This is a genomic window from Aerococcus sp. HMSC10H05, from assembly GCF_001806975.1.
Taxonomy (GTDB): Bacteria; Bacillota; Bacilli; order Lactobacillales; family Aerococcaceae; genus Aerococcus; species Aerococcus viridans_B.
The window spans coordinates 25964-41834 of record NZ_KV786945.1; the positions used below are offsets into that span (position 1 = coordinate 25964).

The following is a 15871-nucleotide window of genomic DNA, read 5'->3' on the forward strand; positions in this document are numbered from 1 at the left end:
TTATGCCTCCTCTGCTGTTTTTACTACCACTGTAATGTGGCTTGTACGTTTGTTGATTCTAGAAGCAGCGCCTTTCGCACGTGGACGAAAACGTTTCATTGTCGGTCCTTCATTTACGAATGCTTCGCTTACTACTAAGTTTGCTGGCTCTAAGCCAAAGTTGTGTTCTGCGTTAGCAATTGCAGACATTAACACTTTCTCTACAGCAGGAGATGCTGAACGAGGAGTGTTTTTTAAGATTGCAATAGCTTCACCGACAGTCTTATTGCGGATTAAGTCAACAACTAAACGTGCTTTACGAGCAGAAACGCGAACTGTGTTTGCAGTTGCTTTTGCAGATGTAATTTGTTCTGCCATTCTTTATTTCCTCCTCTCAGATTAACGACGAGTTGTTTTGTCGTCAGCGCCATGTCCTTTGTATGTACGAGTTGGTACAAATTCACCTAATTTGTGACCTACCATATCTTCTTGGATATAAACTGGTACATGTTTACGGCCATCATATACAGCAATTGTTAACCCAACAAAGTTAGGGAAAATTGTTGAACGACGTGACCATGTTTTAATTACTTGTTTCTTTTGTGCGTCTTGTTGTGCAACCACTTTTTTCATTAAATGGTCATCACAAAAAGGTCCTTTTTTCAAGCTACGGCTCATATGTGTTTGGCTCCCTTCGCTATCCTATTTAATGTGATTACTTAGAGTTACGACGACGTACAATTAATTTATTGCTACGTGCGTTCTTATCACGAGTCTTAATACCACGTGCAGGTTTACCCCATGGTGTCATTGGACTTGGACGTCCTACTGGAGCTTTACCTTCACCACCACCGTGAGGGTGATCGTTAGGGTTCATTACAGAACCACGAACTGTTGGTCGTTTACCTGCCCAACGAGAGCGTCCTGCTTTACCTACGTTAATTAAGCTGTGTTGTTCGTTACCTACAACCCCAACTGTTGCACGGCAAGTACCTAAGATCATACGAACTTCACCAGAAGCTAGTTTAACCAATACGTATTTGTCTTCTTTACCTAACACTTGAGCGCTAGCACCAGCAGAGCGAACTAATTGTCCACCTTTACCAGGTTTAGTTTCAATGTTATGTACTGAAGTACCAACAGGGATGTTTTTCAATGGTAATGCATTACCAACTTTGATATCTGCTGATTCACCAGAAGAAATACGAGCACCTACCTGTAAGCCTTTAGGTGCAATGATGTAAGCTTTAACACCATCTATATAGTGGATTAATGCAATGTTAGCTGAACGGTTTGGATCGTATTCAATAGCTTTCACTACACCTTCAACGTTGTCTTTATTACGTTTGAAGTCAATGATACGGTAAGCTTGTTTGTGTCCACCACCGTGATGACGAACTGTAATGCGACCGTTGTTGTTACGACCAGCACGTCTGCTTTGTGATTCTAACAATGATTTTTCAGGTGTTGTTTTTGTGATTTCTGAGAAATCTGAACCTGACATGTTACGACGACCGTTAGTCGTTGCTTTATATGTTTTTATCGCCACGTGAATTTCCTCCTATCTTAATTATTCTGTTTCGTTTCCGAAGATTTCGATTGATTGACCTTCAGCAATAGTTACGATTGCTTTACGGCGTTTGCGTGTGTAACCAGCAAAACGTCCCATTCGTTTTAATTTACCGCGAACGTTCATGATATTTACGTTTTTCACGTCTACGTTGAACAATTCTTCGATTGCTTGTTTAACTTCTGTTTTGTTTGCTTTAACAGCAACTTCAAAAGTGTATTTATTTTCGTCCATTTTCAACATAGATTCCTCTGTGATGACTGGGCGAATGATTACGTCGTTTGCCAACATTATGCTAGTACCTCCTCTACGTTAGAAAGTGCTGCTTTGGTAATGATGACTTTTTCAGCGTTAACTAAGTCGTACACGTTAACATTGTTTTCATCAACTACTTTTACGTTTGGTAAGTTACGAGCTGATAATTGTGCGTTGTCATTGTCTTTGTTAATGACAACTAAAACTTTATTTTCAACTTGTAAGTTATTCAACACTTCTTGGAATAATTTAGTTTTTGGTGTTTCGAATGCTAATTCATCAACAACGATGAAGTTGTTTTCTGCTACTTTATTAGATAATGCAGAACGTAAAGCTAAACGACGAACTTTACGAGGTAATTTGTAAGCATATGAACGAGGTGTTGGTCCGAATGCACGGCCACCGCCTACCCATTGTGGAGAGCGGATTGAACCTTGACGAGCACGACCTGTACCTTTTTGACGCCATGGTTTACGTCCACCACCGCTAACTTCTGAACGTCCTTTAACTTTGTGAGTACCTTGACGTAATGAAGCTTGTTGCATAATAACTACATCGTAGATTGCATTTTCATTTGGTTCAATTGCGAAGATTTCATCGTTTAATGTAATTTCGCCGGCTTGTGAACCATCTTGTTTAAATAATGTAATGTTTGCCATGAAACTGTTCCTCCTTCCCAATATTATTCAGCAGATTTAACTGCAGACTTGATTGTTACCATAGATTTTTTAGCACCTGGAACGTTCCCTTTGATCAAGATTACGTTGCGTTCTACATCTACTTTAACGATTTCTAAGTTTTGGATAGTAATTTGCGTACCACCAGTTTGTCCTGGTAAGTTTTTACCTTTGAATACTTTAGAAGCATCTGATGCCATACCCATTGAACCTGGGCTACGGTGGTAATGAGAACCATGTGACATAGGTCCACGCGCTTGTCCATGACGCTTAATAGCACCTTGGAATCCTTTACCTTTTGAAGTACCCGTAACATCAACGATGTCTCCTGCTTGGAAGATATCAACCTTGATTTCTGATCCAACTTCGTAATCTCCTAGCTCAACATCTTTGAATTCTTTAATGAAGCGCTTAGGAGTAGTTTCTGCTTTTGCTACATGACCTTTGTGAGGTTTGTTTGCCAATACTTCACGTTTGTCATCAAAACCAACTTGGATAGCTTCGTAGCCATCAGTTTCGTTTGTTTTAGTTTGTAAAACAACGTTTGGTTGTGCTTCGATAACTGTAACCGGTACTAATTCACCAGTCTCTGTAAAGAATTGTGTCATACCTACTTTTTTTCCTAAGATTCCTTTAGTCATGAGTACACCTCCGTATAATTTTTATTTAATAATTGGGTTAACGAATTTATTGCGATGATTCTGGATTATAATTTAATTTCGATGTCTACGCCTGATGGTAAATCTAATTTCATTAACGCATCAACAGTTTTAGGTGTTGGGTTAACGATATCGATTAAACGTTTGTGCGTACGCATTTCGAATTGTTCACGTGAATCCTTGTATTTGTGCGTTGCACGGATTACTGTGAATAATGAGCGTTCAGTAGGCAATGGAATTGGACCTGATACTTCTGCTCCTGTACGTTGTGCAGTATCAACAATTTTAGCTGCTGATTGATCTAATGCACGATGTTCGTAAGCTTTTAAACGAATACGAATTTTTTGTTTTGCCATGACTTTTTCCTCCTCGTCATATTTTAAATTTGACTTGCTCCGTATGAATTACCGGCCACCCTTATGGCAATGGTACCGGGTGTGTCGCAACCTCATACATCACTGCTTATTGGTGTATCAACGTTTTCACGTGAATACTGTTGTTCCGTATAAAACGGCACCCAATTAGTATACAAAATAAAACTAGACAGCGCAAGCTTTTTCTCGTATTTCTTTCAAAAAAAATGCTTATTCTTCAGCATTTTTGTATGAAAGGCCTTTTTCAAGCTTATATTGTCAACGCTTCCTAGTGTGTCATTTCAAAAAATACTTTCCCAGTTGGTTGTCGTTTCTTAGCAACGCACCCTACTGTATCATATTCCAACAGGTACATTATACATGTTTAATCGCATACTGCCATATTTTTTGAATAATATCTTGATTAAATTTTGCTTTAGTTGTATTTGGATTTACGATAAAGCTATTTATTAAGTTATCTTTAGCCAGCACCATCAAGGCGATTTGTTTAAAAGTAACTTGTTCAACAATTACATTTTGGCTTTCATCTATATATGTATTTGCTTGTGCCTCCTCAGTAAATGTTACTAACTCTTTATGGCCATCATCTTTTTCATATGTGAGCCACACAGCTTGATCTGCTGGTGTTGTCTTCTGACGGATTGCATATAGGCTAGCTGTAGCCATCGTTGTGAGCAACTGTAAAGTGGTAAGTGGGTTTTGATCATCCTTATAAGCTGTTAATACTTCCAATAAACTTTGCTTTGGAAATTGTTGTGTCATGATATCCTCTCCCCGTTTTTTCTACTATATAACCAATGTAGTTTTAAGTTTACTAAATTATTGACTATTATCCTAATGTGGTGTTAGGCCATAAACTTTTTCTTCTATATATAGTATAGGATTAAATGCTCATAGTTTATATTTTACCAAAAGGCTGTTCAAAAATCATATACTAGCCTCAGTAATATTTTGCTATGCCTATCACCTTCGATAGTATTTAACTAGCTTAATTAGCTTTTCAAAGATTGTTAATTCGTATTAAATTGCGTATGATAAGCCTATAAAAGGATTTTTGATATACTGGAGGATACAAAATGACGAATAACTTTCTAGTTTTACAAACAGATTTCGGTTTGGCTGATGGTGCAGTCGCTGCAATGTACGGCGTAGCTTACACAGTTGATCCTAAGCTAACAATCGCTAATCTTACACATGAGATCCCTGCTTACGATATCTTTGCTGCCTCTTACCGTTTACTGCAAACTATTAAATATTGGCCTCCGCAAACTGTCTTCGTTTCTGTTGTCGACCCTGGTGTGGGTTCTGCGCGTAAATCAGTGGTAGCAAAAACGAAAACTGGCCATTATATTGTGACACCAGATAATGGCACCTTAACACATGTAGCAAATCATATTGGGTTAGAATCAGTGAAGGAAATTGATGAAATTAAAAACCGTTTACCCCATTCTGAAGAGTCACACACCTTTCATGGCCGCGACGTTTACGTTTATAACGGTGCAAAACTAGCCCAAGATGAAACTTACTATAATGATTTGAAAAATGAGATTGCCATTTCAGAGATTACTAGCTTTGAACTTGGAGAATTACGTCTTGTTGACCATAAAATTTATGGTACTATCGATATTCTAGATATACGCTTTGGCTCACTATGGACTAATATCCCTTCTAGCATGTTAAAAGAAGCAGGTATTCAAAACGGCGATACTATTTCGGTGACAATATATCACAACGGTATTAAGCATTACCAAAACCACATTCTATTTGGTCATTCTTTCGCAGATGTTGCAGTGGGGGAGCCTGTAGGTTATATCAATTCGCTCCTAAACTTAGGCGTGGCTATCAACCAACAGAACTTCTCTGAAACATATGGCGTCGGTACGGGTATCGATTGGAACATTGAAATTAACAAAATTTAATTGCTAGGTATTAGAATTCATTGATAAGTGCTATTATATAGAAGAAATAAATGAGGAGAAAACATTATGAAGAATAATCAATCATCTATTACAAGCTTAGTAGCTATTGGTATTGGGGCAGCAGTCTTCTTTATTTTAGGTCGCTTTTTATCCATCCCAACTGGTGTACCAAATACCTCTATTGAAACAACTTACCCGTTCTTGGCCTTAATGGCAACTGTCTTTGGTCCTTTCGCAGGTTTATTGATTGGTTTAATTGGTCATGCCATTAAAGACTTACTTACTTACGGTTTATGGTGGTCTTGGGTACTGACATCTGGTTTTACTGGTTTTGGCTATGGCCTTATCGGTCGTAAACTTAAAGTGAGTCAAGGTTTTTTCACAAAAAAAGATATCATTACCTTTAATATTGGTCAAATTGTTGTCAACTTACTAGCATGGGCACTTCTAGCGCCTGCCTTAGATATCTTTATTTACTCTGAGCCAGCCTCTAAAGTATTCGTTCAAGGTATTGTATCTGCTAGCTTAAATACAATAGCAGTTGGTATCATCGGTACTTTATTATTAAAGGGGTATGCTGGTACACGGACCAAATCTGGTACTTTACGTAAAGAAAATTAATAGGAAGTTTTACTATGATGAATCTTGCAAAGAACAATCGGCCGGTGGACAGTAATCTGTCGCCGGCTATTGAATTTAAACACATCTCTTTTAAATATGCTAGTCAAGCAGAGAAAAACCTCACCGACATCTCTTTCTCTATCCAGCAAGGAGAGAAAGTTTTAATAATTGGTGCTTCTGGGTCTGGTAAGTCAACTATTGGTAAGCTTATCAACGGGCAAATTCCCAATACTTTTGAAGGCGATTTAACCGGTCAAGTCTTGATCAATGGCGTAAATTCCGCTAGCAAATCCATTTTTGACTTATCACTAAACGTCGGCACCGTTCTACAAGATACTGACGCCCAATTTGTCGGCCTAACAGTAGCTGAAGACCTGGCTTTCGCCTTGGAAAATGACCAAGTAGACCAAGCTAGCATGATGTCTAGTGTGGCGGGTTGGGCCAATACGCTTGATCTTGTGGACCTTTTGGACCTTACCCCGCAATCTTTATCAGGCGGACAAAAGCAGCGGGTATCCATTGGCGGGGTCTTAATTGACGAGTCACCCATCGTTTTATTTGATGAGCCTTTAGCCAACTTAGACCCTGCAAGTGGTTTAGCGACCATGGAATTGATCGCCAAATTAAACCAGGAAAAAGAATTAACTACGGTAGTCATCGAGCACCGTCTAGAAGAAGCCTTAGTCGCCGACTTTGACCGTGTACTCGTAATCGATAATGGTCATCTTCTTGCTGATATGTCCGTTGATGCCTTGTTGCGGTCTGACTTATTGAAACAAATCGGTGTACGCCAACCTTTATATTTAGACGCCTTTAATTATGCAGGTGTACCTATCCAAGATGTCCCTAATTTAGGTCGGTTTCGTCCCAATATGGTGACACCTACAGTAGCGAACAAGCTATCTAAATGGATTGCTAATAATGAAGAAACACCTATTAATACAAAGAAAGACCCTATATTAAAAATAGAAGAGCTTTACTTTTCTTATGATAGCACGCCTCTAATTTCCAATTTAGAGTTGACTATTCATGCAGGTGAAATGATTTCTATTGTTGGAACAAATGGGGCTGGTAAATCTACCCTTGCAAAACTTATATGTGGCTTTGAACAACCAGATTCAGGCAGAATGACTCTTTTCCAAAAGGATTTAAGTTCACTATCGATTAAAGAAATTGCAGATTCAGTTGGTTATGTGATGCAGAACCCAAATCTCATGATTTCTAAAAATATCTTATTCGACGAGGTTGCGTCTGGATTAGTAAACCGCGGCTTGTACGAGAATAATGCAGATGGTTTAACTGAAAAAGTGGCTGATGCCTTGCGAATTTGTGGCTTATATCCATACAGGAACTGGCCAATTTCGGCCTTATCTTATGGGCAAAAACGACGGGCAACAATTGCAAGTATTCTAGTATTAGATCCTAAAGTCTTGATTTTAGATGAACCCACAGCTGGTCAAGATTATAAACATTATACGGATATGATGCGGTTTATCAAGGGGTTAAACCGAGATCAAGAAATTACGATTCTGATGATCACCCATGATATGCATTTGATTCAGGAGTATACCAACCGGACGATTGTCTTCCACGACGGTCAGGTTATGGGTGATATGCGTCCAGCTGCGGTGTTAACGGATGAAAACTTGATGGCCCAAGCACACCTAGCACCTACATCTCTGTATGATTTAGGGAGGACGTTACCTTTTATTAAAGCAGCAGACTTTATTGACCAGTTCATTCAATATGAACGACAAGCAAAAATAAGAAAACTTTCAAACACTTGGGATGGAGATGAAATAAATAGTGAATAAGCATGGTCAAAGTTTTGGTTATATCAAAAAGGATTCTCCTCTTCACCGTTTATCTGGGGCAACAAAGCTCATTGCCTTTATCTTACTTTCTGTAATCGCAATGACATCTTATGATACACGTTTTTTACTAGCTTTAGCTGTTCTATCTTTATTACTCTTCTATATTTCTCAAATCAGGTGGAGTGAAGTACGGATGGTCATCTATTTTGTTCTAGTCTTCTCCGTCCTGAATTTAATTACCGTTTATATTTTTGAACCGGAGTATGGTGTTGATCTCTATCAATCTCGTACGGTGATATGGGAAGGTATCGGTAGATACACATTAACTTGGGAACAAATTTTCTATGAATTCAATCTGCTGATTAAGTACTTTTCAACGATTCCGTTAGCCTTAATCTTCATATTAACGACGAATCCCAGCGAATTTGCTTCATCACTGAATAGAATTGGCATTTCCTACCGGATTTCATACGCAGTCGCTTTAGCCTTACGGTATATACCAGATATCCAGAGCCAATTCTTCGCAGTAAGACAAAGCCAACAGGCACGAGGGATTGAGATGTCTAACAAGGCTGGCTTGACTGTAAGAGTGAAACGGTCGGCACAAGTGATTATGCCCCTCATCTTTTCTTCATTAGATCGGATTGAAGTAATCAGCCAAGCTATGGAGTTACGACGGTTTGGAAAGGGAGATAAACGGACTTGGTATAGAGCTAGACCTTTTAAACAGGCTGATATCATCGCCTTGATTGTGACAGGTTTATTGGTTGGACTTGGATTATGGTTGTTTAGAGTTAACCAAGGCCGGTTTTATAACCCATTTCACTAAAATGAAAAACCAGGTAAGTTGGAAATTGTATCTAACTTACCTGGTCTTTTTGTATATCAAAATTCATCTTGTTAGCTAAAAGTTAAACCCTAGTCATTTACGCTCTGGTCTTCGATAGTGCCACGTTCAATTGGCGCCCACGAATGTAGTTTTGCATGATAAGTGAATACCGAATATAATCGTACCCACAACAAGTAAGATCTGAAGAAGAAGGCATCCAAAGTCGTCACAAAGAAAGCTTTCGCAACTTCTCCCGGATAACTTTTGTAATCTTGAATAAAGTATCGCCCAACAAAGAAGGCCATAGTCTGGAACAAATTAAATATGAAGTATAAGCCTATTAATATCAGCATCATCAAGATATTGATCATCCCTAAGTAAAGACCTAAGAGGATGATAAATAAACCAAGCAGTTCAATAAACGGCGCTAAAAGTTCATACATCAAAAAGTACGGGTAAGATAACAAGCCTAGTAAGCCATAATTTGGATTTAGAAGAATAGATTTATGGGCCCACATCGTTTGCATCAAACCACGATGCCAACGAGCACGTTGTTTCGCTAGGTCATCCATTGAGAAAGGCGCTTGCGTCCAACATACTGCATCTTCAGCAAAACGAATCTTATAAGGAATATCATTCTCGACATGGTGACGATGTAGTCGTAAAGCTAAGTCCATATCTTCCGCAACACTATTAGGGTCGTACCCATTGATATCAATTACTGCTTGTTTTTTGAATAAACCAAAACCGCCAGATATATTTAAATTTGCATTAAAGGCATCACTAGATATACGCGACCCCATAAATGCACGGCCGTATTCCAAGGTTTGCATTGCGGCAACCAAGTTTTTTGGTAAAGGTGTTTCTACTGGATAAGCATCTTTAAAGACGACATCATTAGCAATACCCAACAGTCCCCCAACAGCTACTGTACGATCATCTTCGAAGAATAATTGAATGGCATTCTTTAGCGCATCGGCTTGTAAGACCTCATCTGCATCCATCGATACGAAATATGGATATTCACTCGCATTAATCCCCGCATTTACCGCATCAGCCTTATTACCGCCATTAACTTTTCGGATCAGTTTAATGGTTTTTCCACCTTTCGATATGCCATAAACTGATTCGATCGGTTGGGAAGGTACTTGTAGGCGAATGGGGACATCATTTTTCACCATATTAAATCGTTCAATTACCTTCTGAGCAGTATCATCAGTTGATCCATCGTCTACTACGATAATTTCATAAATTTTATAGTCTAAATGCAGTAAGTTATCGATTGTTGTTATTATCGTTTCACTTTCATTAAAAGCAGGTACGACAATGGATACTGGGTAATAATACTCATGGTCTAATTGGTTCATCAATAGTTTTGTTTGTCGTCGTTTATAAAGTTTCACCATAGCCATGATGTTACCTATTAAGATATAAGTCATGTAAAAAATTAAGTAGCCTAAGAAAAACTTTTCTGAGATTTGAAATAACAGATCAATATTCATAACTTAATCCCCTTTTTTCATAATAATAGGTCAATTGATCAATCGTATATTGATCTTCACCTTCAAATACTGATGATAGTCGTTGTGGTTGATCTACTAATTTACTTAAAGCTTCAGCAGCGTTCCGACGTACATACCAATCTCTTGATGTAACATTCCTTATTAGTTGCTCGATCGTTTCTTGACCAGGATAGGCTATTAAAGTACTCGTTGCTACACCGGTACATGCTATATAATTCACATCATCATTATTAGCCCATGATAAGATATATGGATAAGCTTCTTCGGTCTCGATTTTTCCATAATATCTGAGTACAGCACATATATAATCAACATCTTCTGTTTCACCATCTAAGTATGGCAGCAAGAACTGTTGGAATTGTGCTGAACCCTTGATACGAGCAAAATCAATGATAGCAGTTTGATAATGCGATGACAACTGACTCCAATTCGTGTCTAGTAAGTGTAGTAACTCATCAAAGTCACCAGTAAAAGCTAATAGACTATCCGTGATTAATTTTGTATTTAAGGGTGTTAAATCTTCACGACTCAACTGCTCAAGTCCTTTTACCACTGAATGAGGATTGCCTAAACTAGTTAAAGCCGCAAAAGCGTGATTCTTAGAATATATTGACGATTGTAGAGGGATCTTCAATAGTATTGATTCCAACTCAGTCGTATCCCTGCCCTCTTGCCTAAATGGTAACTTACTCGTTGCATAGGCATAATAAGCTTATGGGTTGAAGATTCTTTTAAATAGTACTGGCCGACTCTTAGCCAATCTTTGTATGACTTATCAATGAAATCTTTGATCAAATCATTATCTTTCAGGCTACCATTAAGTAATTCCTTAGCAATCTCCAAAAATACAATCATCTTCTTGGGAGATGTCACATCACGATAGAAAGTCTCACTGTCATAATTTAAACCCTTCACCTCTATAATCCACTTGCGCATCTCTTCTTTTTCCTTATCGCTTCTCTTAGCAGAGAAATTAGTATAGCGATGGTATAAGGATATCGAAAAATAAGTGAATATACTGATAATAACCAGTAGGATTAAGTAAAACAATAGAAAATTAAATTCCCAAATCAAAAAATTACCCCTCTTCTAAAGCTGTTAGCTCTAGCAAACTATTAAATTCATGTATACCTAAATGAATTTCTTGATTGCCATAATGATTAGTTAGAGCCTCAAAGTTTTCAATCATCGCTACTAGCCCCTCGTAATGGAAAGTATTTTGTGCTGTCAAGTTAGCAATACCAACTTGTTGTAATTCATAAACCGTTTGAATGGACTTATCATATTGCTTACTCATACTTACTTCTTTAGCAATATGATCAATTTCTTTACCACGATAATAATTCATAATGGCTACCTCATCGGAAGCTTCTGAAATAATTGCTTCTAATTCTTCATCGAACCCTTCTGTGTCTAGATAATATGGTAGGCAAACAATCAGTTCCATATTCGTTGCTTTTGTTAGACTGTAAACTTCTTTTAAATTATCTGCTAAGGTTCCCCAAACAGCTTTGGGATCATCTTGATATTCTTCTAAAGATTGAGGTTCAATATCTAAGACAAATCCTTGCACCGGATGGCCAGCTTCTTTATATTCAATGACCTCTTTAACATAGGTAATTAATTCATTCTTTTCTTCAATTAGTGCCCATTCGGCCTCCCCATTTAAGAAGTAAACTCGCTTATTAGCTTCATTCACTTGATTCACAAATTGATTTAATTGGCCAACAAACTGGTCATCAGACAAATGATTACTCGAAACGAATTGATAAATCGAATCGATGTCATGCGTACTCATTGCTTCTACTGTATGATCAACATTTTCAACTTGTAGATCATACCAAGAGTAGACGGCCGCTTCGATATTTTTATCTTTACTAAAATAATTGAATAATAGCATTGCGACAACAGTTCCTCCTATAGCTAATAACCCACTCTTAAATTTATAATTACCCAGTAAAATCACTGCTCCTATTTTTAAATATAATTTTCTATACAATGCCATATCCATAACATATAATGAATGCCTAAAATTGAAAAAAAGAAGACCAGGTCGTCACCTAGTCTTCCTTTCAATTTGCAAATTTAATTTTAAAGATTAATTATGATAAATTAATCTTCGATTGAAGTGATTGTACCCGCACCTACAGTACGTCCACCTTCACGGATAGAGAATTTAGTACCATCTTCGATCGCAACTGGGTGGATTAATTCAACGTCCATATCAACGTTGTCACCAGGCATAACCATAGCTACATCTTCTGGTAAAGTAATCACACCAGTGATGTCAGTAGTACGGAAGTAGAATTGTGGACGGTAGTTAGTTAAGAATGGTGTATGACGTCCACCCTCTTCTTTAGATAAAACGTAAACTTGCGCTTTAAATTTAGTATGAGGAGTGATTGAACCAGGAGCAGCCAATACTTGACCACGTTGGATGTCTTCACGTTGAATACCACGTAATAACGCACCAATGTTGTCACCAGCTTGAGCATAATCTAAGTTCTTACGGAACATTTCAACACCAGTTACAACTGATTTACCGATCTTTTCAGCAATACCAACGATGTCAACTTCGTCACCTGTACGAATTTCACCACGTTCAACACGACCAGTAGCAACTGTACCACGACCAGTGATTGAGAATACGTCCTCAACTGGCATCATGAATGGTTTATCGTTGTCACGTTCTGGTTCTGGAATGTAAGTATCTACAGCTTCCATTAATTCTAAAATTTTAGCTTCTTGAGCTTCGTCACCTTGTAATGCTAATAAAGCAGAACCAGCGATTACTGGTAATTCGTCACCTGGGTAGTTGTACTCAGATAATAAGTCACGAACTTCCATTTCAACTAATTCTAGTAATTCTTCATCGTCAACTTGGTCAACTTTGTTTAAGAATACCACGAATGCAGGAACACCAATTTGTCCAGCTAAAAGGATGTGCTCACGAGTTTGTGGCATTGGACCATCAGCTGCAGAAACTACTAAGATTGCACCGTCCATTTGAGCAGCACCTGTGATCATGTTTTTAACGTAGTCAGCGTGTCCTGGGGCATCGATATGCGCATAGTGACGGTTAGCTGTTTCGTACTCGATATGTGAAGTATTGATTGTAATACCACGTTCTTGCTCTTCTGGAGCGTTATCGATTGCAGCATAGTCTTTAGCTTCACCGAAACCATTTTTAGCTAATACAGTTGCGATTGCAGCTGATAAAGTTGTTTTACCGTGGTCAACGTGTCCTAAAGTACCAACGTTAACATGGGGTTTTATACGTTCATATGTTTGTTTTGCCATTTTATGTATTCCTCCTAAGAATAGAAAATATAAACCTAAGTTTTATAGATTTTCAATAAGTTTATTATAGTCAAACTTACTTAGGAAATCAAGCATCAGCACTGGGAAAAACCTAGTAAGTACTTGATTTCTACGCGTAAGCCTGTGGTTGAAGTTTTAATTTAAAAATTAATCTTCTGAACCTTTACCATATTGTTTGATAATGTCTTCTTGAATAGATTTTGGTACTGCTTCGTAATGATCGAATGTCATTGTGAAAGTACCACGTCCTTGAGTTGCAGAACGTAATGTTGTAGCGTAGCCGAACATTTCTGATAGTGGCACTAATGAATTAATCATTAACGCGTTACCACGTGGTGCTTGGCCTTCGATACGTCCACGACGAGCTGATACGTGACCCATAACGTCTCCTAAGTATTCTTCAGGAACTTGGATATCTACACGCATCATTGGTTCAAGGATTGCTGGTTGCGCAGTCTTAGTAGCATTACGTAATGCTAGTGAAGCTGCAACTTTGAAGGCTGTCTCAGATGAATCGACATCGTGGTAAGAACCATCGTAAAGTTTAGCTTTTACATCGATTAATGGGAATCCAGCTAATACACCGTTTTCCATTGCATCTTTCAAACCAGCTTCAACAGCAGGGATGTATTCACGTGGAACCACACCACCAACGATTGCATTTTCAAATTCAAATCCAGCACCTTCTTCGTTTGGTGTGAATTCAATCCATACGTCACCGTATTGACCTTTACCACCTGATTGACGAACGAATTTACCTTGAACTTGAGTTTCTTGTGTGAATGTTTCACGGTAAGATACTTGAGGCGCACCTACTGTCGCAGAAACATTAAATTCACGTTTCAAACGGTCAACGATGATGTCAAGGTGAAGCTCACCCATACCTGCGATGATTGTTTGACCAGTTTCGTGGTCAGTTGACGCACGGAAAGTTGGATCTTCCTCAGCTAGTTTACCTAAAGCAATAGACATTTTGTCTTGGTCAGCTTTAGTATCTGGCTCAATAGCAACTTCGATAACTGGCTCAGGGAATTCCATTGACTCAAGAATAACTTTATTGTCAACGTCACACAATGTATCACCTGTTGTAGTATCTTTAAGACCTACGGCAGCAGCGATATCACCTGAGAATACTTCATCTACTTCAGAACGAGAGTTAGCGTGCATCAATAAGATACGACCTAAACGCTCACGTTTATCCTTAGTAGCATTTTGGATGTATGAACCTGATTGAACAGTACCAGAGTATACACGGAAGAAAGTTAAACGACCTACAAATGGGTCTGTCATTACTTTAAATGCTAAAGCTGAGAATGGTGCATCATCATTAGCACGAACTTCAATAACCGCTTCTGGATCATCAAACGCGTGACCTTGGATAGGTGGTACATCTGTTGGTGCAGGTAAGTAATCAATAACTGCATCAAGCATTAGCTGAACACCTTTATTCTTGAAGGCAGAACCGCATAATACTGGGAAGAAATCAACATTGATTGTTGCTTGACGGATTGCGTCTTTCAACTCTTGTTTAGAAATTTCTTCACCTTCAAGGTATTTTTCCATAATGTCTTCATTAACATCAGCAATTGATTCAATTAAGTTTGTATGCCATTTTTCAGCTAATTCGCGGTATTCTTCTGGAATTTCACGTTCTTCATATTCTCTACCGTCATCAGAAGTGTAAACTTCAGCGTTCATTTCCACTAAGTCAATGATACCTTCGAAGTCATCTTCAGAACCAATTGGTAATTGGATAGGTTGAGCATTAGCTTGTAAGCGTTCGTGGATGGTATTTACAGCGTACAAGAAGTCTGCACCCATCTTATCCATTTTATTTACGAAAACAATACGGGGTACTTTATAAGTATCTGCTTGACGCCAAACTGTTTCAGTTTGTGGTTCAACCCCTGATTGGGCATCTAGTAAAGCTACTGAACCATCTAATACACGCAATGAACGTTCAACTTCAACTGTGAAGTCCACGTGCCCTGGGGTATCGATGATGTTTACACGGTGACCATTCCATTGAGCAGTTGTTGCTGCAGATGTAATAGTGATACCACGTTCTTGTTCTTGCTCCATCCAGTCCATTTGTGCCCCACCATCGTGAGTTTCACCAATTTTATGGATTCTACCAGTATAGTACAAGATACGTTCAGTAGTTGTCGTTTTACCAGCATCGATGTGGGCCATGATACCGATATTACGAGTCTTTTCAAGAGGAAATTCTCTTTTAGCCATCTTATCCTTACTCCTTTTTTCTGTGCTTCGTTTAATAATTGGTTGCCACAATCATTATAACGTTTTTAGAGAAAAGTCGACAATATATT

General features: G+C 38.3%; 18 protein-coding genes. 4 read left to right on the top strand and 14 right to left on the bottom strand.

Features of this window, described 5'->3' with window-relative positions:
* From rplV to HMPREF3116_RS00225, 8 genes are all read right to left on the bottom strand, one after another.
* Nucleotides 1–357 (bottom strand): 50S ribosomal protein L22, encoded by a 357-nt coding sequence (gene rplV, locus HMPREF3116_RS00190; protein WP_070466760.1) that lies wholly within the window; start codon nt 355–357, stop codon nt 1–3.
* Between the two features lie 21 nt (nt 358–378).
* Nucleotides 379–657 carry a 30S ribosomal protein S19 gene (gene rpsS / locus HMPREF3116_RS00195; RefSeq protein ID WP_004262557.1) on the bottom strand — a complete coding sequence of 93 codons (279 nt, stop codon included), beginning with the start codon at nt 655–657 and terminating at the stop codon, nt 379–381.
* Nucleotides 658–694: 37 nt separating this feature from the next.
* Nucleotides 695–1528, bottom strand: coding sequence for a 50S ribosomal protein L2 (gene rplB, locus HMPREF3116_RS00200; protein ID WP_070466761.1), 834 nt, complete (start codon nt 1526–1528; stop codon nt 695–697).
* Between the two features lie 21 nt (nt 1529–1549).
* Nucleotides 1550–1840: a 50S ribosomal protein L23 gene (gene rplW / locus HMPREF3116_RS00205; protein ID WP_070466763.1), complete on the bottom strand. Its 291-nt coding sequence runs from the start codon at nt 1838–1840 to the stop codon at nt 1550–1552.
* A complete protein-coding gene (gene rplD / locus HMPREF3116_RS00210) occupies nt 1840–2463 on the bottom strand; it encodes a 50S ribosomal protein L4 (protein ID WP_070466765.1) in 624 nt (207 codons plus the stop codon). Before rplD ends, rplW begins: the two co-directional genes overlap by 1 nt.
* A 23-nt stretch (nt 2464–2486) precedes the next feature.
* Nucleotides 2487–3122, bottom strand: a complete 636-nt coding sequence (rplC, locus tag HMPREF3116_RS00215; RefSeq protein WP_070466767.1) for a 50S ribosomal protein L3 — start codon at nt 3120–3122, stop codon at nt 2487–2489.
* 65 nt (nt 3123–3187) lie between these two features.
* Complete coding sequence (gene rpsJ / locus HMPREF3116_RS00220; RefSeq protein ID WP_016896561.1) at nt 3188–3496, bottom strand: 30S ribosomal protein S10; 309 nt, start codon at nt 3494–3496, stop codon at nt 3188–3190.
* Between the two features lie 372 nt (nt 3497–3868).
* Nucleotides 3869–4276 carry an SseB family protein gene (locus HMPREF3116_RS00225; protein WP_070466769.1) on the bottom strand — a complete coding sequence of 136 codons (408 nt, stop codon included), beginning with the start codon at nt 4274–4276 and terminating at the stop codon, nt 3869–3871.
* Between the two features lie 314 nt (nt 4277–4590).
* Between HMPREF3116_RS00225 and HMPREF3116_RS00230 the strand changes: the two genes are divergently transcribed.
* The 4 genes from HMPREF3116_RS00230 to HMPREF3116_RS00245 all read left to right on the top strand — a co-directional run bounded on the left by HMPREF3116_RS00230 (nt 4591) and on the right by HMPREF3116_RS00245 (nt 8697).
* Nucleotides 4591–5433, top strand: coding sequence for an SAM hydrolase/SAM-dependent halogenase family protein (locus HMPREF3116_RS00230; RefSeq protein WP_070466771.1), 843 nt, complete (start codon nt 4591–4593; stop codon nt 5431–5433).
* 66 nt (nt 5434–5499) lie between these two features.
* Nucleotides 5500–6054: an ECF-type riboflavin transporter substrate-binding protein gene (locus tag HMPREF3116_RS00235; protein WP_070466772.1), complete on the top strand. Its 555-nt coding sequence runs from the start codon at nt 5500–5502 to the stop codon at nt 6052–6054.
* Nucleotides 6055–6068: 14 nt separating this feature from the next.
* Nucleotides 6069–7868, top strand: coding sequence for an ABC transporter ATP-binding protein (locus HMPREF3116_RS00240; protein WP_070466774.1), 1800 nt, complete (start codon nt 6069–6071; stop codon nt 7866–7868).
* On the top strand, nt 7861–8697 hold the full coding sequence (locus tag HMPREF3116_RS00245; protein WP_070466776.1) for an energy-coupling factor transporter transmembrane component T family protein: 837 nt from the start codon (nt 7861–7863) through the stop codon (nt 8695–8697). Before HMPREF3116_RS00240 ends, HMPREF3116_RS00245 begins: the two co-directional genes overlap by 8 nt.
* 89 nt (nt 8698–8786) lie before the next feature.
* Here the strand turns inward: HMPREF3116_RS00245 and HMPREF3116_RS00250 are convergent, their stop codons facing one another.
* The 6 genes from HMPREF3116_RS00250 to fusA form a co-directional block, all read right to left on the bottom strand.
* The gene (locus tag HMPREF3116_RS00250; RefSeq protein ID WP_070466779.1) at nt 8787–10199 is read right to left on the bottom strand and encodes a glycosyltransferase family 2 protein; all 1413 of its coding nucleotides are present in this window, start codon (nt 10197–10199) and stop codon (nt 8787–8789) included.
* Nucleotides 10189–10869 (bottom strand): HEAT repeat domain-containing protein, encoded by a 681-nt coding sequence (locus tag HMPREF3116_RS00255; protein WP_168125729.1) that lies wholly within the window; start codon nt 10867–10869, stop codon nt 10189–10191. Before HMPREF3116_RS00255 ends, HMPREF3116_RS00250 begins: the two co-directional genes overlap by 11 nt.
* Entirely contained in the window at nt 10851–11294 is a 444-nt protein-coding gene (locus HMPREF3116_RS00260) for a hypothetical protein (protein ID WP_070466783.1), read from the bottom strand. The genes HMPREF3116_RS00255 and HMPREF3116_RS00260 overlap by 19 nt, the downstream gene beginning before the upstream one ends.
* A 4-nt stretch (nt 11295–11298) precedes the next feature.
* Nucleotides 11299–12120, bottom strand: a complete 822-nt coding sequence (locus HMPREF3116_RS00265; RefSeq protein ID WP_070466785.1) for a hypothetical protein — start codon at nt 12118–12120, stop codon at nt 11299–11301.
* A 212-nt stretch (nt 12121–12332) separates the two neighbouring features.
* Nucleotides 12333–13520: an elongation factor Tu gene (gene tuf / locus HMPREF3116_RS00270; RefSeq protein WP_070466787.1), complete on the bottom strand. Its 1188-nt coding sequence runs from the start codon at nt 13518–13520 to the stop codon at nt 12333–12335.
* 168 nt (nt 13521–13688) lie between these two features.
* On the bottom strand, nt 13689–15782 hold the full coding sequence (gene fusA, locus HMPREF3116_RS00275; protein ID WP_070466788.1) for an elongation factor G: 2094 nt from the start codon (nt 15780–15782) through the stop codon (nt 13689–13691).
* Nucleotides 15783–15871 lie beyond the last annotated feature (89 nt).